This window comes from Collinsella tanakaei (assembly GCF_016902615.1).
Taxonomy (GTDB): Bacteria; Actinomycetota; Coriobacteriia; order Coriobacteriales; family Coriobacteriaceae; genus Collinsella; species Collinsella tanakaei_A.
Map to the genome: position 1 here is coordinate 88,576 of NZ_JACJMB010000004.1, position 21,168 is coordinate 109,743.

Genomic DNA, 21,168 nt, shown 5'->3' on the forward strand with positions numbered 1-21,168 from the left:
TCATGGCTGAACAGTCCCGTCATATCCATGTTGAGAACACGAATAGGTGGAGCACCAAGCAGCTCGTGACCATGGCGCTCATGTGCGCCGTGAGCGCGCTGTTCATGTTCGTGCAGATCCCGATCATTCCCGCGGCGCCGTTTCTCACGTACGACCCCTCGTTCGTGCCGGCGATGGTCGCGGGCTTCGCCTACGGGCCGGGCGCGGGCGTCGCGGTGGGCGTGCTCGCCGCGGTCATCCATGCGCTGATGACCGGCGACTGGGTCGGCGCCCTTATGAATATCGTCGCCTGCGTGTGCTATGTCGTGCCGGCGGCGCTCATCTACCGCCGTCGCCATACGTATACGGGTGCCATCGTGGGCCTCGTGCTCGGCATCGTCGCCGCGACGGCGGCGTCGGTCGTGGCGAATCTCACCATCGGCGTATGGTTCTGGTACGGAACGCCCGATGCCATCATGCCGCTCATGGTGCCGGCGGTCATCCCGTTCAACCTCGTGAAAACCGCGCTCAACTCCGTGCTGACGCTCGTGGTCTATAAGGCCGTCTCGAACCTCATCACGCCCGAGAAGGATCGGGTGCAGGGGCGCTCATGATCTCGTGCGAGCATATTCGCTACACCTATGACGGGGCGACCTACGCGCTCGACGACGTGAGCCTCACGATCGCCGACGGCGAGTTCGTGTGCCTGCTCGGCGGCAACGGATCGGGCAAGTCGACGCTTGCCAAGCATCTGAACGCCCTGCTCGTGCCCGACGAGGGGCGTGTCACGGTCGACGGTATGGATACCGCCGATACCGAGTTCACCTACGACATCCGCTCGACGGTGGGCTATGTGTTCCAGAATCCCGACGACCAGCTCGTTGCCACGCTTGTGGAAGACGATGTGGCCTTCGGCCCGGAGAACCTGGGTGAGGAGCCGGACGCCATCGCGCGCGCGGTCGCCGAGGCCCTGCGCGACGTGGGCCTCATGGATTTCGAGCGCCACGAGACCCACGCGCTGTCCGGTGGGCAGAAGCAGCGGGTCGCCATCGCCGGCGTGCTCGCCATGCGCCCGCGCGTGCTCGTGCTCGACGAGGCCTCGGCCATGCTCGACCCGCGCGGCCGCGCGGGCCTGCTGCGCGTGTGCCGGCGGCTGCATGAGGCGGGCATGACGATCGTCATGATCACGCACTATATGGAGGAGGCGACGGCGGCCGACCGCGTCGTGGTGCTCGACGCCGGCAAGATCGCGCTCGAGGGCACGCCGGAAGACGTGCTCACGCAGGTCGAGGTGCTCGGGCGCCTGAACCTCGAGGTGCCGGCCTGCTGCCAGCTCGCCCTGGCGCTGCGCGAGCGCGGCGTCGCCTGCACGCCGCGGGTGGACGAGGGCGCCATGGTGCGCGCGGTCGCCGAGCTTGTCGGGGCGTGCGCGGGCGATGGTGCCGAAGATCCGTGTGCGCCTGCCGACGACGATGCGGGCGCGCCGGTGTCGGCGGGGAGCAAGCCCCTCATCTCCTTCGAGCACGTGAGCTACAGCTACGAGCCGTCGGTGCGCGAGCGCGCCCGGCGCCGCAGGCTGCCGCGGCGCAAGAAGGCCGCCGCGTGGGGGAGCGACCCGGAGGCCATCTGGGCGCTTCACAATATCGACCTTGCGATCCGCCCCGGCGAGTTCTTGGGCATCGCCGGCCATACCGGCTCGGGCAAGTCGACCCTTATCCAGCATATGAACGGCCTGGTGCATCCGACGATGGGGCGCGTGGCGGTGTGCGGGGAAAACCTTGCGGACCGGCGCGCCGCCGACGAGGCGAAGACCGTCGTGGGCGTCGTCTTCCAGTATCCGGAGCATCAGCTGTTCGCGCAGACGGTGTTGGAGGACGTGGCCTTCGGCCCGAAGAACCTCGGGCTTTCCGCCGATGAGGTGGACGCCCGCGTGCGCGAGGCGCTCCGGCTCGTGGGGCTTTCCGCCGACGTTGTGGGGAGCAAGAGCCCGTTTGCCCTCTCGGGCGGCCAGCAGCGTCGCGTCGCCTTTGCCGGCGTGCTCGCCATGCGACCGCGGGTGCTCGTGCTCGACGAGCCGGCGGCGGGCCTCGATCCGGCGGCGCGCCGGGAGTTTCTGGACCTCGTCGCCCATCTGCACGATGAGGGGCTGACGGTGATCATGGTCTCCCACAGCATGGACGACCTGGCGGAGCTTTGCGACCGGGTGGTCGTGCTGAACGAGGGCGCCGTGCTCATGGACGGCACGCCGCACGACGTCTTCTGCCGCCCGGATGAGCTTCGCCGCGTCGGGCTGGACGCGCCCGCGGCGCAGCGCATGGCGATGGGGCTGCGCGCGCTCGGCGTGCCGCTTGCGCATGGGCGCCTCTATACGATCGAGGGGCTCGCCTGCGCGGTGGCGGCGTTGGTGCAGGGAGGTGCACGCTAGTGGAGGCGTTTTCCTTCGGCAGCTACTATCCGGGCGACAGCGTGCTGCACCGGCTCGACCCGCGCACGAAGCTCGTGGGCGGCCTGGCGTTTCTCATCGTGTCGCTGCTCGCGCGCAGCTTCGCCGGCCTGGCGGTCATCGGGCTGTTCACGGCGGCGCTCTACCTGGTCGCCCGCATACCGGCGGGGCGCGCCCTGCGCTCGCTCGCACCGCTGTGTGCCATCATCGTCGTGGTCGCCCTGCTGCGCCTTTTCACCGATGACGGCGGGCGCCTGCTGTTCGAGCTCGGCTTCATCCGCATCTACGAGGGCGGCGTGTACGCGTGCGTCTTCACGTCGGTGCGCATGCTGTTCATGATGTGCGTCATGAGCCTCGTGACCATGACGACGATGACGCTCGACCTCACGCATGCGGTGGAGCGCCTGCTCTCGCCGCTTCAGCGCTTCGGCGTGCCGGCGCATGAGCTCGGCATGATGCTCGGCATCGCCCTGCGCTTCATGCCGCAGTTCGCCAGCGAGCTCCAGACGACCTATCGGGCCCAGGTGAGCCGCGGCGCCCGCGTCGCGTCCGGTCCGCTCGGGGGGATCCGCATGCTCTCGAGCGTGTCCATCCCGCTGTTCGCGAGCATCTTCCGCCATGCCGATACGCTGTCGGCGGCCATGGATGCCCGCTGCTACCACGGCGAGCAGGGCAGAACGCGCCTGCACCCGCTGCATTTCGGCACCCGCGACGGCGTCGCCGCGGCGCTGCTTGCCGCCCTGGCCGCTGTCGTGATCCTGGTCGGCTAGCTTCGCGCGCCGCCCATCATCTCACCAAAAGAGGAGGTTGCCATGACCGATTCCTGTGCACAGACCGCCCCGGAGGGCATCGCGCTGGTGCTCGAGTACCTGACGTCCATACCGGCGTGGTATCTCGCCACGAGCGTGGACAACCAGCCGCACGTGCGGCCGTTCTCGTTTGCCGCCGAGCAGGACGGCAAGATCTGGTTCTGCACGGCGACCACGAAGGACGTGTGGGAGGAGCTGCTGCAAAACCAGCGCATCGAGGCGACGGCCTGGTGGCCGGGGCACGGCTGGCTCATCCTGCGCGGCCGCGCGGGGCTCGAGGACCGTGCGGCGCCGGCGCTGCGCGAGGCGGGCTGGCGCCATCTCGAGGGGCTGGGGGAGCACTACGCGGGGCCGGACGACCCCACGCTCGTGTTCTTCAGCGTCGAGGAGCCGCAAGCATGGATCTGCAACCATGACGCATGGGTGCCGGTTGCGCTCCCGTAGCGGGGTGGCTGCCACATCAGAACGGAAGGGCCCATCCGGCGGCGCGCGCTGCGGTACCGCACCGGCGCTGCCGGATGGGCTCCGATACGAAAGGAGACCGCATTCCATGGATGAGATCGTCTCGTACCTGACGTCGATTCCCGCCTGGTATCTGGCGACGATCGACGAGAACGACCCCGAGCAGCCGCGCGTGCGGCCGTTTTCGTTCGTCTGCGCGGACGCGGGGCGCCTGTGGTTTTGCACCTCGCGCGACAAGGACGTGTGGCGCGAGCTCGCGGCGCATCCCAAGTTCGAGCTTTCCGGATGGAAGCCGGGCGCGTTCTGGATCGTGCTGACCGGCGAGGCCGACCTCACCGCCGACGCGAGCGCGAGCGAGGCGGTGCGCCAGGCGGGCTTCGCCCACATGGTGGGCATCGGCGAGGAGCACGCATCCGCCCGTGATGGGCGCCTGGCGTTCTTCAGCGTGCGGGCGGCGCAGGCGCGCTTCCGCGATATCGACGGCAGCGAGCGCGTCGTCGAGCTGTAGGAGCGCGGCCGCATCGGCGAATCTGCGCACCTGCGCCCATGTTGCGAGACTATGTCGCGAAAAAAAGAAGGGCGCAAGCTGCCCGTTGCGTGGTACTCTCTCATGCTGTTCGATATTGAAGGTCCGAACATGCGAATTTATGCATTCTCGAACCAATCGCATGCATTTTGGAGATGAGGTCATATGGCCTACAAAGTGGGAGTCGTCGGCGCTGCGGGCTATGCGGGCATCGAGGCGGTGCGTCTGCTGCTCAACCATCCGGTGTTCGAGCTCGTCGTCATCACGTCGAATGCGGACGCGGGGCAGCCGCTCGCGAGCGTGTATCCGGCGTTCGCGGGCGTGAGCGACCTGGTGTTCTCGACGCACGACGACCCCGCGCTCACCGAGTGCGACGCGGTGTTCCTCGCCGTGCCGCATACCGCCGCGCTCGCCGCGGTGCCGGGGCTGCTCGCCGCGGGCGTGACGGTCATCGACCTGTCCGCCGACTACCGCCTGTCCGACCCCGCGGTCTACGAGCGGTGGTACAACACGCCCCATACCTCGCCCGAGCTGCTCGCCACGCGCGCCTTCGGCCTGCCCGAGCTCGCTGCCGACGACCTGGCGGACGCCGCGGCGCGCCATGCCGCGGGCGAGGCGGTGCTCGTCGCGTGCGCCGGCTGCTATCCCACCGCGACCTCGCTCGGCGCCTATCCCGCCATCGATGCGGGCTGGCTCGCCGAGGGGGCCTCTGTCGTGGTGGACGCCATCTCGGGCGTGACCGGAGCCGGCAAGTCGGCAAACGCCCGCACGCACTTCTGCTCGGCTGACGAGAACGTCGAGGCGTACAACGTCTGCCGCCATCGCCACACACCCGAGATCGAGCAGATCTTGGGCCTTCCCGACCGCGTGGTCTTCACGCCGCATCTGGCGCCGTTGCGCCGCGGGCTGCTCTCCACGGTGAACATCCCGCTTGCCGCGGACGTCGCCGCGACGCTCACCGACGAGGCGGTCATCGAGCGCTATCGGGCGTTTTACGAGGCGCGCCCCTTCGTGCGCGTGCTCGACGCCGGCCAAAATCCCAAGACGAGCTCGGTTGCGGGCTCGAACGCCTGCCAGATCGGTGTCGCCGTCAACGCGCGGGCGCGCATGCTCGTCGTGACGAGCGCGATCGACAACCTCTGCAAGGGAGCTGCCGGCCAAGCCATCCAGTGCGCTAACATCGTGTTCGGTCTCGATGAGCGCTGCGGCCTGCCGCTTGCCGCCATGCCGGTGTAGGCGCCCATCCGCTGTCACACAAGGAGGAAAGGCTCCCTTATGGATATCGATGCGTTTGATTCGAAGCTTCGCGCCGTACCCGACGGCGGGGTCACGAGCGCGCGCGGCTTTACCGCCTGCGGCCTGCACGCGGGGTTCCGCGCCGAACCCGAGCGCGCCGACTTCGCGCTGCTCGTCGCCGACGAGCCGGCAAGCGCCGCGGGCGTGTTCACCACGAACCGCTTCTGCGCGGCGCCCGTCACGGTGAGCCGCAAGCACCTGGGCGGTGCCGAGCGGGGTTGGGGCACCGTGCGCGCGGTCGCGGTCAACTCGGGCAACGCCAACGCCGCCACCGGCGAGCCGGGGCTGGCGGTTGCGCGCGAGACCTGCGACATCGTCTCGCAGGTGGTGGGATGCGAGCCCGAGCAGGTGCTCGTGGCGTCCACGGGCGTCATCGGCCAGCAGCTCGACATCACGCCGTTCGAGATGGGCGTTCCCGCTGCGTTCGAGCAGCGCTCCCGCGCGGGCGGAGCGGCTTTCGCCCGCGCCATCATGACGACCGACACGCACCCCAAGGAGTACGCCGTCACCTACGAGAGCGGCGTGCTCGAGTACGTGGGCTGCACGTTCACCGTGGGCGGCTGTGTCAAGGGCTCGGGCATGATCATGCCGAACATGGCGACCATGATCGCCCTGATCACCACCGACGCGCCGGTCGCGCCGAGCACGCTCCACGGCATCCTGACGGCATGCGTCGCGCAGACGTTCAACAAGGTGACGGTGGACTCCGACACCTCGACGAACGATACGTGCATCATGCTCGCCTCCGGTGCCGCGGCGGTCGATGCCGAGCCCATCTGCGAGGGGACCGAGGCCTACGAGGAGCTCTTCTACGCGGTCAGCGTGGTGTGCGAGAGCCTCGCCCGCGCGATTGCGGCCGACGGCGAGGGGGCCTCGCGCCTCATCACCGTGAACGTCACCGGCGCGCCGACGGACGACGATGCCGACACCTGCGCCCGCGCCATCGCCAACTCGCCGCTCGTGAAGACCGCCGTGGCGGGCCACGACTGCAACTGGGGCCGCATCGCCATGGCGCTCGGCAAGTGCGGCGTGGCGTTCGACCAGCGCGACGTCGCCATCGACATCATGGGAATCCCCGTGTGCCGCGACGGCTTGACGGTGCCCTTCGATGAGGCGGAGGCGAGCCGTCGCTTCGAGGCGCCCGAGATCACCATCTGGGCGGACCTGGGTGCCGGCGAGGGCGAGGCGACCGTTTGGACCTGCGACCTCACGCACGAGTACATCGTCATCAACGGCGACTACCGCACCTAATCGCGCCGCTTGTCCACCCCTCGACAAACATCACGATTCATGTCCAAAAAGTAAGAAGGAACCATGAAGTACGCACGCGACTCGCGTCCCTCGCGTCCAAATGAAGAAACCGCGAAGCTGCTGTTCGAGGCGCTCCCGTGGATCAAGAACCTCACCGGCAAGACGGTGGTCATCAAGTACGGCGGCGCCGCCATGGTCGATCCGAAGCTGCGCGCCGACCTCATGAGCGACATCGTTCTGCTGAAGATCATCGGCATGCGCCCCGTCATCGTGCACGGCGGCGGCAAGGACATCAACGCCGCCCTCAAGCACTACGACATCCCCGTCGAGTTCAAAGACGGCCAGCGCGTCACGAGCGAGGAGGCCATGGAGGTCGTGCGCCAGGTGCTTGTCGGCAAGGTGAACGAGGAGCTCGTCGCCTCCGTCAACGTGCACGGCAACCTCGCGGTGGGCGTGTCGGGCGCGGACGCGGGCACCATCATCGCCCGCCAGCTCGATAAGCGGCTGGGGCGCGTGGGCGAGATCGTCCGCGTGAACGCCGACTTCCTGAACAGCCTGATGGACAACGACTACATCCCGGTCGTCGCGACCGTGGCCCAGGGCGAGGACGGCGGCTTCTACAACATCAACGCCGACGTCGCCGCCGGGCACATCGCCGCCGCGGTCCATGCGCACAAGGTCATCTTCCTGACCGATGTCGACGGCCTGTATGAGGATTTCGACGACAAGGATTCGCTCATCTCGAACCTCACGCTCGAGGAGACCGAGGCCATGCTCGCCTCGGGCGATATCGACAGCGGCATGATCCCGAAGCTCCAGAGCTGCGTGTACGCCCTGAAAGCCGGCGTATACCGCTCGCACATCATCAACGGCACGACGCCGCACGCGCTGCTGCTCGAGCTGCTGACCGATTCAGGCGTGGGCACGGTCATGCACTCGACGCAGGTCGCCTACGAGAACGATACGCATCCGCACCCGCTCACGCAGTTCGCCGCGCGCCTTGCGGAAAACATCTAGCCGCCTGCGCGCCTTCCACACACATCGCATCCGGGGCCGCGCACGGAATGGCGCGGCCCTGCCACATCGAAAGGAATCCCCATGTCGCTCGAAATCCAGAAGACCCTCGAGTCGTCGTACGTGATGCACACCTTCGGCCGCTCCAACGTCGATTTCGTTGGCGGCCATGGCATGACGCTCGTAGATGATGCCGGCCGCGAGTACACCGATTTCCTCGCCGGCATTGGCGTGTGCTGCCTGGGTCATGGGCACCCGGCGCTCGTCGAGGCGGTGCGCGACCAGGCCGAGCGGCTCATGCACGTGTCGAACTACTTCTATATCGAGCATCGCGGTGAGGTGGCGGCGCTTCTGTCCAAGCTCGCGAACGACGACATGGACGGCGCGCGCATCCTGGCCGACGCCATCGTGGCGGGCCACGCCGACGAGGTGCGCGCCGCTGCTGCTCCCGCTGCAGATGAGCAGGTGTGGGAGACGTTCTTCGCGAATTCCGGTGCCGAGGCGAACGAGGGCTCGATGAAGCTCGCGCGCCTGTACGCGCATCGCACGGGCAACGGCGGCAACACTATCGTCTGCTTGCGCGGCGGCTTCCACGGGCGCACGCTCGAGACCATCGCCGCGACCATGCAGGATTGGCTGCAGGACAGCTTCAAGCCGCTGCCCGGCGGCTTCGTGGCGTGCACGCCCAACGACATCGACGAGCTGCGCGCCATCTTCGACAAGCTGGGAAGCGAGATCTGCGCCGTCATGGTCGAGCCCATCCAGGGCGAGTCCGGCGTGCACCCGCTGACGCGCGAGTTCATGCAGGCGGCGGCCGACCTCGTGCACGGCGTGGGCGGCCTGCTCATTGCCGATGAGGTCCAGACGGGCATCTTCCGTTCCGGCAAGCCGTTCGCGTTCCAGACGCTCGGCGTCGTGCCGGACATCATGAGCCTCGCGAAGGGCATCGCCGGCGGTGTGCCCGCGGGCGCGTGCATGGCGCGCCGCGAGGTCGCCGATGTGTTCCGTCCGGGTGACCATGGCTCCACGTTCGGCGGCAGCTGCCTGGCGGTGGCGGCGGCCGAGGCGGTGCTTTGCGAGCTCGTGCGCGGCGCCTACGACGAGCATGCGGCCGAGGTCGGTGCGTATTTCGCCGAGCGGCTGGCCGCCCTGCCGCACGTGGACGAGGTGCGCGGCGCGGGCCTTATGGTCGGCTGCGATCTGGACGAGGAGGCGGGCGATGCGCACGACGTGGTCGCCGCCCTGCTCGATGCCGGCTTCGTCATCAACGCGACGGGCGCCCATACGCTGCGCTTCCTGCCGCCGTTGGTGTGCGAGCGCGAACACGTCGATGCGCTCGTGAGCGCCTTGGCTGACGTGTTGGCGTAGTCTCAGCCGGGGTGTCCTCATCGGGGACGGGGCAGTTTGGTGCCACGGGGGCGCGCCACGCCCCCGTGGCACCAAACTGCCCCGTCCCCGATGAGGACACCCTAACGGCGAAGCCCCTCGGAGGGAATCCAGGTTCTGTGCATGAAGCGGTTGAACATGCCCTCGACAGGCAGCGCCGCGCAGAGCGCGCAGACGGCGAGCGAAAGCGCGACGATGATGAGCGTCCCCCACAGGGGATCGAGCAGCACGGGCAGGTCGTAGAAGGGCGTGCGAAACGTGAGGGCTGCCCGGATGAGACGGTGGATCACGTAGACCTGCAGCGTACGGCGCCCGAGCTCGCCGAGTCTCGCCCGGGGCGCATCGGGTACGAGACGGATGAGCGCCAGCGAGAAGATGCAGGCTGCGGACATGGCGACGAGCTTCTCCGCCACGCCCGACAGGAAGCCCGTCAGATAGGGTGTGTCGCCATAGACGCGCTGGAAGAACCAATCGTAAGCAGAGGGGTCGACGAGCCGCGCGCCCGCGATGAGGGCGGCCGCGGCGACGGCGATCCACAGGCGTCGGTCCATATGGAGCGCGGCCACGCGGGAGGGCGCGAGATAGTAGCCGCAGGCGAACCACGGAAGGAACGCAACCGTCCGGCTGATGGCGAGAAAGCCGTTCGACAGATCGACCGATCCCCATGCGAGCGCGGCCAGCAGGCTGATCCCCATGCCGCGCGCAGGGCCCAGGCGTGCAAGCAACGGCGTTGCGGCGTACCACCAGGCCATGGCGATGAGATACCACGGGGCGGAGGCGAACAGGAAGAGCCTGGGGAAAAGCGGGATGCCCGTGATGAGGAGCAGAAGCGCCTGGTAGATGAAGCCGAGCAGCAGGTAGGAGATGATGCGGTTGATATCGAGCCTGCCGTCACGATACGCACCCTTCGCGAACAGGCCTGACATGAAGACGAACAGGGGCATGTGGAAGAGGTAGATGATGTCGAACACGGCGCTGAGCGCAGGGTTGTCGTTGTGGACCGGGTGCATGAAGTGGCCGATGACGACGAGGATGATGAGGACGCCCTTGATGTTGTCGTACAGCGGGATGCGGGGCGCGCGGACGGTGGTCGATACGGTCACGGGTCGGTCTTTCCGGTCATGTCTCTCCAAAGATGCCAAAAGCGGCCCCGTTGCCGGAGCCGCTTGCGAGTCGATGGTGGGCGATGAGGGATTCGAACCCCCAGCCTTGTGCGTGTAAAGCACCTGCGCTAACCGTTGCGCCAATCGCCCATGGGCGTTTAGTATAACGGAAAACATGGGAATCGGCATCTCAATCGGGCAAATGGGTGTCGAAATCCCGGGGTCTTGGGAGCCTGCGCGAACCGGCGTCTGGCATTTTGGTCGCGCGGCAAGAACAAGGGGTGATGCTCCTATGGCGCAGCAGGTCGGCTATGGCGACGTGACGCACGATGGGCAAGATGCCGTAGAGGACGACGGGCGACGGGCCGCCGCCTTCGTGCCCGCTTCCGATAGCGAAGGGGCAGACGGCCGGACGCAGGGCGGCTCGGGCGACGGGACGTCTCGCACCGAGGCCCCAGGGCGGACCGTGGCATCCGATGACGAGAGCGCCCTCTTGCATATGCTGCCCCCGGAGCCCGAGGGCTTGGCCGACGGCAACGAACCCATCGAGAAGCTGCCCTCCATCATCGCCTGGGTCATCGCATCGTACTACGCGAAGAATTATGAGCCGTTCTTCATGCGCACCACCGAGGACTGCTCGTTCATCGGCGCCGGCAACATGTCGTATTTCAGCCGTGAAGAGATGCTCGGCGTACAGGAAGCTGAGGAGATGACGCCCTTCGTGATCGTCCGCAACGCGCGGCTTCGCGTCCTCGACGAGGCCGAGCCCGTTGCAAGGAGAGCGATCGTGTACGGCACCTACGACCTTTTCACGGGCTTGCGGGATGAGATGCTGACAGCCGTGCACCAACGTGTCACGGCGTGCTGCCGCCTGACCGATGAGGGATGGAAGGCCTATCACATCCACAGCTCGAATGAGTGGCGCGAGCTGGTGGACGGCGAAACATTCCCCGTTCAGGTGAGCATGGACACCTATCGCTATGTCCAGGGCATCCTCAAGGCGAGCCGCCGTACGGGCAACGGCGACCGTGTGATGCTGCGCGAGACGAACGGGTCGAGCCGCATCATCATGCCGGCTGCGATCCTGTATGTCGAGGCGGCGGGAAAGCATTCGATCGTCCATGAGCTGAACGGGAGCTATGAGCTCAACATGCTGCTGAGCGATGTCGAGCATCAGCTCGGTGACGCATTTCTGCGCGTGCACCGCAGCTACCTCGTGAATACCGATGCCATCAGCTCGGTGAGCCACGGGAAAATCGAGCTGATCGGGGAGGGGTTCGTGCCCGTACCCGAGCGGCGGTCCGCCGAGATTCGACAGGAGATCATGCGGCGACTCGACCGGACGAAGAAATAGCCGCTTCGCGCGCAGCGTGCGGGGTGCCTTTCGAATCCGAGCCTGCCCGCTGCGATGCGCATGCGCAGCGCGCTCCATCCACTCGTCTGCGGTGACCTATCTGTGTCAGGGCGCCTCGGCATTCATGCCGAAACGGGCGCATTCATGCTCAGATATGGTCTTCCGGATCGGGTGCTCCTCCGCCTGAATGCATAATTGGCCCATCGTCGACACTGCGCCCGATTGGCGCGGCGCATCCGCCTGCATGACGTTTCCTGGGAGGTCACATGCTGTCCGATCGATTCTCTCGCTGTGCGACCGGGCTGGTCGCGTCTGCCGCCCTCGTGCTGGGGATGCTGGGGTTCTCGGCGACACCGGCGCACGCAAGCGCCTCGGTGTCGTCGCCCTGCATTCCCACCGAGGAGCAGCTGGCAACCTACGAGGCGGACGGCACGCTCGACGAGCGCATGGCCCATGCCGAGGAGCTGGATCTCGGTAGCCCATCGGAGAGTCTGATCGCGCAGGCCAAAGCGCGCGAGGCGGGCATCTCGGCGCAGGCGAACTTCGTGCCGGTGTCGTGGCGAGGCGGTATGCCCACCGAGGGCGAGGCGCACGTGATCGCGCTCTATGTCGATTTCCCGGCAGGTGAGAACGAGAGCGCCTATACCTTCGGGGAGGAGGACACCTTGGAGGCGCTCGACGCGCTGATCGACGGCAGGGGCGGCTTCTATCCCTACGAGGACCTGTCCAGCTACTACTATCGCTCCAGCTACGGGGCGCTCGAGATTTCAGGCGATGCGTTCGCCTACACGGCCGCGCATCCGCGGAGCTATTACGAAACGAAGGGGCTGAATGCTGTTGACGGCCTGTTCGGCGAGGCTCTCCGCGCGCTTGACGATAAGATCGACTACGCCGACTACGATGGTAACGACGACGGCTGCATCGATGCGATCTACCTGCATTTCGCCGGGCCAGATGACGGCTGGATGTCGACATGGTGGAGCCAGACGTTTACCTTCAGCAGCGATGCGCCGACTTTCGACGGCGTCCGGGCATCCAAGTGCGTGCTGCTCCACAACCCCTCGAACACCGAGGCAGGCGCCTCCACCATCATCCATGAGACCGGTCACGTGCTCGGCCTGCCGGATTACTACAGCGCTGCCGCCCAAACGGGGTCTGGGTTCACGTGGCCGACGGGCATCATCGGCTCGGACATGATGATGGACAACGTGGGCGACCATAACGGGTTCTCGAAATGGCTGCTCGGCTGGCTGGACGAGGATGACATCACGCATGTTGCGGCGTCTGTGGAGGGCATCGAGGTCACGCGCGGCGGCGAGGTGCTGGCATCCGTCGCGCCCGGCGAGGACGGCACGTCGGCCACCACGCTCGACCTCGCGCGCTTCGTTGTCGACGACCCGATCGCGACCGGCGGTGTCATCGTCGTCTCAAATCGCAACGGGGGGATCTTTTCCGACTACTACGTGCTGCAATACGACGGGTATGGCGGCAACCAATCGCTCTTTACGGGTGCTATGGATGGCGGGTCGGGCCCACTGCCCAGCGGCTTTCGCATGTACCGCGTGCGCGCCGAGGTCGATGAGGATGCGATCGACTTCATCCATACCAACCTTAACGGCCGGGTGAACGACCAGCTGATCGAGTTGATTGACCCCGATATCGACCGCGCCCATATGCTGGGTTCCGGAAGGACGCTCGCTCATGCCACCTCGGGGGCATACGGATGCTTGCTCGCGGAGGGTGACGAGGTGACGCCGGATACCTATCCGTCGACGAATTTCTACGAGGTGCCGGCAATCGGCTACACCGGCATCGGCGTGCACATCGATGCCTGCGGGCAGGATAGCGGCACGGTCACGATCTCCCATACCGGCAAGGCGGCGCCCGAGCTGCCCGCGTTCTCCGTTGAGCTTGACGAGGGCGAGCGGCTTTGCAACGCGGGCACGCTCCACCTCACAGCGAGCAGTGCCACGCGTGCCACGAACCGGACGGAGCCGGTGCTGCTCGTGGGCGGCGAGCGCGTGCCGGTACGCCTCACGGTCGACCGAGAGCGCATCGCGGTCAAGTACCGCTTCGATGCGTTGCTGCTGCATGGCGCCGAGACCTGCGAGCTGCTGTTGCCGGCAGATACCTTCGAGATCGGCGAGGGGCTGACATCACCGGAGATCCGCGTGTCCCTTGCGGTCGGGAATGTCGCGCCTATCGACGATACCGGCACCTACTCGATCGAGCGGGGAGCTGGCATTGCGGGGCTGGCAAGCGATGTGGTGGACGTGGGGGACGGCAGGCATGTCGTTTTCCACGCCACCGTCGAGGGAGTGGAGGCGGTCGCGATCGCTGCCGACGGCACCGGTTCCGACCCTGTGAAGATCGAGGGGCTGGGACTTCCCGAAACGGAGGCGACAAGATTATCGGCGGTATCGCTTGACGACGGGAAGGTCGCATTGTGCTTTAGCGGCATCGGGAACACCGTGGCCGTAGTCGATACGTCGACATGGACGGGGCGCGTAGTCCACGTTGATGAGGATACGTCGGCGCCGGAGGTCATCGGAGTCAGAGAAGGCCTGATAATGGTGAGGGGCGCCGTCGCGGAGCTCATCACAGGCGCTTCCGACGGAAGCGCTTCGTATCACTATGGTTTGGTTGCTGCGGCATCGCAGCTCTTTGCGGGTGATGGTCACCTGGCATGGGCGGAGGTTGAAGGCGGTGGAGCAGAGGGCGCTGCCGATTATGTCTGCTATGCGACGACGGCTGAGGCCTTTGCCGATGCGCTGCGCACCTGGGGGTCTTCGAGCATTGACGAGCTTGATGTGAATGGCTCCACGATGCTCGATCGGCTCCCCGCGGATAAGGTCATCACGCTCGATACGCGCGGCTATCGCGACCTGCGTGGTGCCGATGCGTGCGATGGGTCGTTTGCGCTGCTCTTTGCCGATGCCGATGCTGCGTCGCAACATGCTGACGGCTACGTGCTGACGCTCGATGGGGACGGGACGCGGACCGGTTGCTGCAAGGTCTCGTCTTCCCAGAATCATGATTCGGACGCGTGGAGCTATATATTCACGCACGTGAGCCTTGGTTCGAACGGCGCTGTTGCCGTATCCCGGGTGGGGTCGACAGCCGGTACGTATACCGAGCACGAGATTGTGCTCTGCTCGCAAGAGGCGCTTGCGGGGGCGGCGGATGCTTCTGCATGCGTGCGGCTTTTCGTGAACGGAGCGATGGAGGGCGCGTGGCTGGAGAGCGGCTCATGGCTCGCGATCGGCTGGCCCCTCGATACCCTCCAGTTCCCTGCGGGCACACCGGGCGTTGCAGGCGACGCCCAGCCGGATAAGGACCCGGATTATCTGCGGTACTACGTGACGAAGCCGATCGGGTCCGCATCTGGCGGCGATTCCGGCACCGACGAGCCGACGCCGGGCGAACCCGGTGACCAGGATGTTCCCGACGAGCCGGATGAGCCTGCCGACCCGGATGATCCCACGGATCCAGACGATCCTACTGGTCCCGAGACGCCCGACGACCCAACCGATCCGGATGAGCCCGACGATCCAACCGACCCGGACGCGCCTGACGATCCGGACGCGCCTGACGAGCCGATCGATCCGGCCGTGCCCGACATCCCCTCGGGCGGCGCAGGGCAGGAGGATGCCGGCGAGGCCGACGCGAACCGCTCTCCCGCGGGCTCGCAGGCGGGCGCAGCCCAGCGTGCCGAGCGCGCGTCCTCGCTGCCCGCAACGGGTGATGCCGGCATGCTTTCGGCGGCCGCGTGCGCCGCGCTCGGCGCGGCTGCAGTGTGCGCAGGTGTGGCCGTGCGGCGCCGCATATGTGCGCATGCGTCCAGGTAAAGGCGGCGTTCGTCCGGTCGCCTCGTGCCGTCTCGTCCGGTAGGCGGGGTATCCGGTAAGGGATATCTTGACACGCGCCTGCTGCTGCGGGCCCATAACGCTGCGAGCGGGTCGGTGCCCCGTGCTGGTGATGCTGCGATGTAGATGGTTCGGGTGCAGGCAGACAAGCTACAATGGAGCGCAACCGAACGGGGGCGCGCCGATCGCGCCCCCTGCATCGAAGGAGTGCCCATGCCCCATACCGTGCTGCCCGATGTCCCCACCGGTGAGCTGCGTGAACGCCTCGCTCGCATCCGTTACGTGTTCACCGACCTCGACGGCACCATGCTCGCCCCCGGGTCGTGCGCGCTCTCGGATGCCGCGGGCAACCCGAGCCTCGAGCTCGTCTCGACGCTCGTCGACCTGAAGCGCGCGGGCATCGAGGTCATCCCGTGCTCGGGGCGCAACCGCTCCATGTTGCACGAGGATTCGCGCGTGTTCGGCCTCAACTCCTATATCGGCGAGATGGGCGGCCTGCTCATGCTCGACCGCGGCGAGAGCCGCTGGGAGTACTTCTGTGCCGACATGCCGTTCAACCCCATCTGGGGCTACTCGCCCCATGAGTGCATCGAGGCCACGGGCATCCTGGAGGAGTTCTCCAACCGCTGGCCCGGGCTGCTCGAGTACCACAACGACATGTCGACCGGCTACAAGCACCGCGAGGTCACGGTGGGCCTGCGCGGCGAGATTCCCGACGAGGAGGCGCGCGACATCATCCGCCGCTCCGGCGCCGAGCTCGACTGGGGCGACAACGGCTTTCTGAACTACATCTCCGCCCCCACGACGCTGAAGCTGCCCGAGGGCGTGAAGGGCCGCGCATTCAACATCATGCCGCGCGGTCTCAACAAGGGCCGCGGCATCGAGCGGTTCTGCGAGCTGCGTGACATCGACCTCTCGGAGACGGCGGCCATCGGCGATGCGACCTCGGATTTCCTTATGGCCGATTACGTGGACACGTTCTTTTTGGTGGAAAACGGCCTCAAGAACCCGACGGCCGAGGATTTCCTCAGCACCCACGACAACGCCTTCGTGACGCGCGGGCGCATCGTGGACGGCTGGGTGCAGGCCATGCGCTGCGTGCTCGCGGCGCGCGGGTAGGAAGGAGCGGTCGATGGCATTCGCAGCGGAGCCGGTATCCGAGAACGGCCGGCCCATCGGCGTGTTCGACTCCGGCCTGGGCGGGCTGACGGTGGCGCGCGCCATCGCGTGCGCCCTGCCGCACGAGTCGATTTACTACCTGGGCGACACGAAGCGCTGCCCCTACGGCGTGCGCACCGAGGACGAGGTCCGCACCTTCGTGCTCCAGGCGGGCAGGTGGCTTGCCGCCCACGACATCAAGATCATGATCATCGCCTGCAACACGGCGACGGCGGCGGGCCTGCGCATCGCCCAGCAGATGCTGCCCGTTCCGGTCATCGGTGTCATCGCGCCCGGTGCGCGCGCGGCCATCAACAGCACGCGCACGCGCAAGGTCGGTGTGCTCGCCACGCCGCTGACCGTGCGCACGGGCGCTTACACGCAGGCCATCCGCGCGCTCGACGCCGGCGTGTCGGTGTACGGCTGCCCGGCGCCGAGCTTCGTGGAGATCGTCGAGCGCGAGCTCGCGACCGGGGCGCACCTGCAGGAGCGCTGGCTGCAAAACGGCGATGTGTTCGACACGCCCGAGATCTGCGCGGAGGTCGCCCGCACGCTCGATCCCATCGTGGCGTCGGGGGCCGACGTCGATACGGTCGTGCTCGGCTGCACGCACTTCCCGCTGCTCGTCGGTCCCATCCGCAAGGCGCTGGGCCCCGGGGTGCGCGTCGTGTCGTCTGCCGAGGAGACCACGCGCGAGCTGACCGACATCCTGCAGCGCCGCGAGCAGCTCGCGGGCGATGATGTCGAGCCGCAGCACCGCTTCGCGACGACCTCGGACAACATCGCCGAGTTCGCCGCCGCCGGCAGCTTCATCTTCGGCCAGCCGCTGAAGAGCATCGAGCACGTGAGCTTGGAGGAGCTCAAAGAGCACTGACATGTGGCGCTGTGTGCACCGTTTCCCCGTCATTGAGGAGTGAGATATGGATCGGATCGAAATCAATCGCGCGAACGGCCGCGCCGCGGACGCCCTGCGCCCGGTCAAGCTGACGCGCGAGGTCATGAAGCACGCGCTCGGGTCGTGCCTTGTGGAGTTCGGCGATACGCGCGTGCTATGCGCCGCCACCATCGAGGAGGGTCTGCCCGCCTGGCGCCGCGCGAGCCGTGCCGGCTGGGTGACGGCGGAGTATGCCATGCTGCCCGCCTCCACGAACCGCCGCAGCCGCCGCGAGACCGGCCAGCGCAAGGGCCGCTCCATGGAGATCGAGCGCCTCATCGGCCGCAGCCTGCGCACGGTCACGAACCTGCGCGCCCTCGGCGAGTACACGGTCACGGTCGACTGCGACGTGCTTCAGGCCGACGGCGGCACGCGCACCGCGAGCGTGACGGGCGCCTGGGTGGCCCTCCACGACGCGCTCATGGCCTGGGTCGACGCCGGTAAGATCTCCCGCTTGCCGCTCATGGGGCAGGTCGCGGCGGTGTCCATGGGCGTGGTCGACGGGGCCGAGCTGCTCGATTTGGACTACGCCGAGGACTCGCGCGCCGAGGTCGACATGAACCTCGTGGCGACCGACACCGGCGAGATCGTCGAGATCCAGGGCACCGGCGAGCGCATGCCGTTCGGGCGCGAGCGCCTGGGCCGCCTGCTCGATCTGGGCGACGCCGGCATCCGTCGGCTGATCGATCTGCAGAACCAGGTCACGGCATTTCGTGACGACGACGAGGAAGGGATGGACGCATATGGCGCTTGAGAAGATTGACATCGACGAGCTCGATCCGGCGCGCACCATCGTGGTGGCGACGGGCAACATGCACAAGCTCGTCGAGATCGAGACGATCCTGTCGGGCGTGTTGCCCGACGTGCGCTTCATCGCCTTGGGCCAGCTCGGCGATTTCGACGATCCCGAGGAGACCGGCACGACGTTTCTGGAGAACGCGCTCATCAAGGCAGAGGCCGCCGTCGAGCAGACCGGCCTTCCCGCCATCGCCGACGACTCCGGTCTCGTGGTGGATGCCCTGGACGGCGAGCCGGGCGTCTATTCGGCGCGCTATGCCGGCGTGCACGGCGACGACGGGGCGAACAACGCGAAGCTTCTCGTCAACATGGTCGATGTGCCCGAAAAGGAGCGCACGGCGCGCTTCGTGAGCGTGGTCGCCCTGATCGACACCGACGGGTTGGTGACCTACGGCGAGGGCACCTGCGAGGGCCTGGTCGGCTTCGAGGGCCGCGGGACCAACGGCTTCGGCTACGACCCGTTGTTTCTGCCGGATGACACCCCGGGCAAGACCATGGCGGAGCTCACGCCCGAGGAGAAAAACGCCATCAGCCATCGCTTCCATGCGCTGCAGGCGCTCGCGGCCAAGCTTGCGGGTGAAGACGAATGAGGGCGGTCGTCCAGCGCGTCATGCGCGCGAGCGTGACGATCGACGGCGCGGTGACGGGTTCCATCGGTGCCGGTTACCTCGTGCTGCTGGGGGTCGGAGCCGCCGATACGCGCGCCGAGGCCGACAAGCTGTGGGGCAAGCTGCGGGGCTTGCGCATCAATGAGGACGACGAGGGCAAGACGAACCTCTCGCTCGCCGACACAAACGGCGCGGTCCTCGTGGTGTCGCAGTTCACGCTGTACGCGAACTGCCGTCGCGGCCGTCGCCCCTCGTTTACCGACGCCGCGCCGCCCGAGCTCGCCCGCGAGCTCTACGAGTGCTTCGTGGACCTTGTGCGTGCGGATGTCGAGCACGTGGCGACGGGAACCTTCGCGGCGAACATGCAGGTCGAGCTCGTGAACGACGGTCCGTTCACCATCCTGCTCGATACCGACGAGCTGTAAAGCATTCCGCAACCGCTTGTCCTCTCGTATGGTGACCCTGTGCTTCTCAACAGGCACTTCTGCGCACCCGTGCGCCATATCGTGCACGAACGCGTTTTGGCTGCTATACTTTCGAGCGTTTGATTATGTTGGGGCCATTCTATGCATACGAAGCGAATGAGCGCCCCTGTTTCGCGGGAGGCGATATATGGAAGAGCTCGAGGTCAATCACGTCGACGAAATCCACGAGAAGCTGGTCGAGATGGTCGGCCAGCGCGTCAAGGTGCGCGCCAACATGGGTCGTACCCGCGTGGTCGAGCGCATGGGTGTCATCAAGACCGTGCACCCGTCCGTGTTCATCGTCGAGGTCGATGAGCGTCGCGGCCGCAAGTCTCGTCAGTCCTATCAGTACGTCGACGTGCTCACCGGCACGGTCGAGCTGTTCGATGCCGAGAGCGGCGAGCGCATCTTCACGCCGCTCGGCAACCAGCTCGAGGAGCACTAAGCATGCCGGACTCCAGGTTCATCTTGGTCACGGCGCCCGCCAAGGTCAATTTGTATCTCGGCGTTCACCCTGAGCGCGACGAGCGGGGGTACCACCTGGTCGACACCGTCATGACGACGCTCGACCTTACCGACACCCTTGCTATCGCCCCGTCCGACCACCTCATGGTGCGGACCGTACCCGAGGCTGATTTCCCTATGGAGGAGAACACCGCGTGGCGCGCGGCGACGGCGATGGGGGAGGCGTTCGGTCGCGAGCCGAACTTCTCCATCCTGATCGACAAGCACATCCCGGTGCGCAGCGGCCTCGGCGGCCCCTCGACCGACGCGGCCGCCACGATCATGGGCATCTGCCGCTACTGGGGCATCGACCCGACCGATGCGCGCATCGATGCGGTCGCGCGCTCCATCGGCGCGGACGTGCCGTTTTTCCTGTACGGGCCGCCAGCGTACTTCACGGGCGCGGGCGACGCCATGCAGGAGATCTACCGGCCGCTCACGGGTACGCCGGTGGCGCTCGTGAAGCCGCTTGACGGCGGTGTCTCCACGGCGGAGGCCTATGCGCGCTTCGATGCAAACCCCCAGGAGCTGCCCGAGCTCGAGGGCATGCTCGAGGCGATGCGCACCCACGATGAGCAGCAGATCTTCGCACACGTGGCGAACAATCTCGCGGCTGCCGCCTGCGAGCTGGCGCCCGAGGTCGCCGAGATCCTCACCTGGATACGCGAGCAGCCAGGCGTGCGTGCCGCCGACGTATCCGGCTCCGGTGCTGTCGTGTTCGCGGTGTGCGATACCCAGATGGCCGCCGAGGCCATCGCCCTGTCCGCCATCAACGATCACGGTTGGTGGGGCCAGGCGGCGAAGATGGGCGAGGGCGGCCCGGTTATCGCTGTCGGGTAGGCGTGCCGTCGGTGCCGGTGCGCGGCGCCGGCACGAGTCCGCCGGCGCGTGCAGGGTGTGTAGCCCCACCCAAAGCGGCCGATTTGGCTGGCCGCGCGCCAAGGGGGCATCGCCGGCGCGCCCAGGGTCATTCGGCGCTCTGCCGGGTTTCTCAAATTCGTTTCGATTTTCTTCTAGCAAACCCGAAAAGAGTGTGTTAGGATAATTGAGCTTTCGGGTTGTGGCTCAGTTTGGTAGAGCACCGCGTTCGGGACGCGGGGGTCGCTGGTTCAAATCCAGTCAACCCGACCATTGCACGATAACAGGCCAGGGCGGTGACGCCCTGGCCTGTTTTGTTGTGTCGGTCCGCCTTCAATGCAACGGGTTGCGCCCA

19 protein-coding genes and 2 tRNA genes are annotated in these 21,168 nt (G+C 66.9%); 19 read left to right on the forward strand and 2 right to left on the reverse strand.

Going from position 1 to position 21,168, the window contains the following annotated elements:
* The first annotated feature begins 2 nt into the window (after nt 1-2).
* The 9 genes from H6A21_RS02495 to H6A21_RS02535 all read left to right on the forward strand — a co-directional run bounded on the left by H6A21_RS02495 (nt 3) and on the right by H6A21_RS02535 (nt 9,148).
* Nucleotides 3-593, forward strand: a complete 591-nt coding sequence (locus H6A21_RS02495; protein WP_204560012.1) for an ECF transporter S component — start codon at nt 3-5, stop codon at nt 591-593.
* The gene (locus H6A21_RS02500) at nt 590-2,404 is read left to right on the forward strand and encodes an energy-coupling factor transporter ATPase (RefSeq protein WP_204560013.1); all 1,815 of its coding nucleotides are present in this window, start codon (nt 590-592) and stop codon (nt 2,402-2,404) included. The genes H6A21_RS02495 and H6A21_RS02500 overlap by 4 nt, the downstream gene beginning before the upstream one ends.
* Entirely contained in the window at nt 2,404-3,192 is a 789-nt protein-coding gene (locus H6A21_RS02505; RefSeq protein WP_204560014.1) for a CbiQ family ECF transporter T component, read from the forward strand. Before H6A21_RS02500 ends, H6A21_RS02505 begins: the two co-directional genes overlap by 1 nt.
* 42 nt (nt 3,193-3,234) lie before the next feature.
* Nucleotides 3,235-3,675, forward strand: a complete 441-nt coding sequence (locus H6A21_RS02510; RefSeq protein ID WP_204560015.1) for a pyridoxamine 5'-phosphate oxidase family protein — start codon at nt 3,235-3,237, stop codon at nt 3,673-3,675.
* Nucleotides 3,676-3,781: 106 nt separating this feature from the next.
* The gene (locus H6A21_RS02515; RefSeq protein WP_204560016.1) at nt 3,782-4,201 is read left to right on the forward strand and encodes a pyridoxamine 5'-phosphate oxidase family protein; all 420 of its coding nucleotides are present in this window, start codon (nt 3,782-3,784) and stop codon (nt 4,199-4,201) included.
* 183 nt (nt 4,202-4,384) lie between these two features.
* Nucleotides 4,385-5,455 carry an N-acetyl-gamma-glutamyl-phosphate reductase gene (argC, locus tag H6A21_RS02520; protein WP_204560017.1) on the forward strand — a complete coding sequence of 357 codons (1,071 nt, stop codon included), beginning with the start codon at nt 4,385-4,387 and terminating at the stop codon, nt 5,453-5,455.
* Between the two features lie 39 nt (nt 5,456-5,494).
* Nucleotides 5,495-6,766: a bifunctional glutamate N-acetyltransferase/amino-acid acetyltransferase ArgJ gene (gene argJ, locus H6A21_RS02525; protein WP_204560018.1), complete on the forward strand. Its 1,272-nt coding sequence runs from the start codon at nt 5,495-5,497 to the stop codon at nt 6,764-6,766.
* A gap of 63 nt (nt 6,767-6,829) precedes the next feature.
* On the forward strand, nt 6,830-7,783 hold the full coding sequence (gene argB, locus H6A21_RS02530) for an acetylglutamate kinase (RefSeq protein ID WP_204560019.1): 954 nt from the start codon (nt 6,830-6,832) through the stop codon (nt 7,781-7,783).
* Between the two features lie 81 nt (nt 7,784-7,864).
* The gene (locus tag H6A21_RS02535; protein WP_204560020.1) at nt 7,865-9,148 is read left to right on the forward strand and encodes an aminotransferase class III-fold pyridoxal phosphate-dependent enzyme; all 1,284 of its coding nucleotides are present in this window, start codon (nt 7,865-7,867) and stop codon (nt 9,146-9,148) included.
* A 101-nt stretch (nt 9,149-9,249) separates the two neighbouring features.
* Here the strand turns inward: H6A21_RS02535 and H6A21_RS02540 are convergent, their stop codons facing one another.
* Together H6A21_RS02540 and H6A21_RS02545 are read right to left on the reverse strand one after the other, a co-directional pair.
* Entirely contained in the window at nt 9,250-10,269 is a 1,020-nt protein-coding gene (locus H6A21_RS02540; RefSeq protein ID WP_204560021.1) for an acyltransferase family protein, read from the reverse strand.
* 74 nt (nt 10,270-10,343) lie between these two features.
* Nucleotides 10,344-10,419 (reverse strand) — tRNA-Val (locus H6A21_RS02545).
* Between the two features lie 142 nt (nt 10,420-10,561).
* Here H6A21_RS02545 and H6A21_RS02550 point away from each other — a divergent pair.
* The 10 genes from H6A21_RS02550 (at nt 10,562) to H6A21_RS02595 (ending at nt 21,086) form a co-directional block, all read left to right on the forward strand.
* Nucleotides 10,562-11,623: a LytTR family transcriptional regulator gene (locus H6A21_RS02550; protein ID WP_204560022.1), complete on the forward strand. Its 1,062-nt coding sequence runs from the start codon at nt 10,562-10,564 to the stop codon at nt 11,621-11,623.
* Nucleotides 11,624-11,889: 266 nt separating this feature from the next.
* Entirely contained in the window at nt 11,890-15,471 is a 3,582-nt protein-coding gene (locus H6A21_RS10875) for a hypothetical protein (RefSeq protein WP_239462585.1), read from the forward strand.
* Between the two features lie 231 nt (nt 15,472-15,702).
* Nucleotides 15,703-16,608, forward strand: coding sequence for an HAD family hydrolase (locus H6A21_RS02560; RefSeq protein ID WP_204560023.1), 906 nt, complete (start codon nt 15,703-15,705; stop codon nt 16,606-16,608).
* 13 nt (nt 16,609-16,621) lie between these two features.
* Complete coding sequence (gene murI, locus H6A21_RS02565) at nt 16,622-17,521, forward strand: glutamate racemase (RefSeq protein ID WP_204560024.1); 900 nt, start codon at nt 16,622-16,624, stop codon at nt 17,519-17,521.
* A 46-nt stretch (nt 17,522-17,567) separates the two neighbouring features.
* On the forward strand, nt 17,568-18,335 hold the full coding sequence (gene rph, locus H6A21_RS02570; protein ID WP_204560025.1) for a ribonuclease PH: 768 nt from the start codon (nt 17,568-17,570) through the stop codon (nt 18,333-18,335).
* Nucleotides 18,325-18,969, forward strand: coding sequence for an RdgB/HAM1 family non-canonical purine NTP pyrophosphatase (gene rdgB / locus H6A21_RS02575; protein WP_204560026.1), 645 nt, complete (start codon nt 18,325-18,327; stop codon nt 18,967-18,969). The genes rph and rdgB overlap by 11 nt, the downstream gene beginning before the upstream one ends.
* On the forward strand, nt 18,966-19,412 hold the full coding sequence (gene dtd, locus H6A21_RS02580; protein ID WP_204560027.1) for a D-aminoacyl-tRNA deacylase: 447 nt from the start codon (nt 18,966-18,968) through the stop codon (nt 19,410-19,412). Before rdgB ends, dtd begins: the two co-directional genes overlap by 4 nt.
* Nucleotides 19,413-19,599: 187 nt before the next feature.
* Nucleotides 19,600-19,896: a Veg family protein gene (locus tag H6A21_RS02585; protein WP_204560028.1), complete on the forward strand. Its 297-nt coding sequence runs from the start codon at nt 19,600-19,602 to the stop codon at nt 19,894-19,896.
* A 2-nt stretch (nt 19,897-19,898) separates the two neighbouring features.
* Nucleotides 19,899-20,795, forward strand: coding sequence for a 4-(cytidine 5'-diphospho)-2-C-methyl-D-erythritol kinase (gene ispE, locus H6A21_RS02590; protein ID WP_204560029.1), 897 nt, complete (start codon nt 19,899-19,901; stop codon nt 20,793-20,795).
* 214 nt (nt 20,796-21,009) lie between these two features.
* A tRNA-Pro gene (locus tag H6A21_RS02595) sits at nt 21,010-21,086 on the forward strand.
* Nucleotides 21,087-21,168 lie beyond the last annotated feature (82 nt).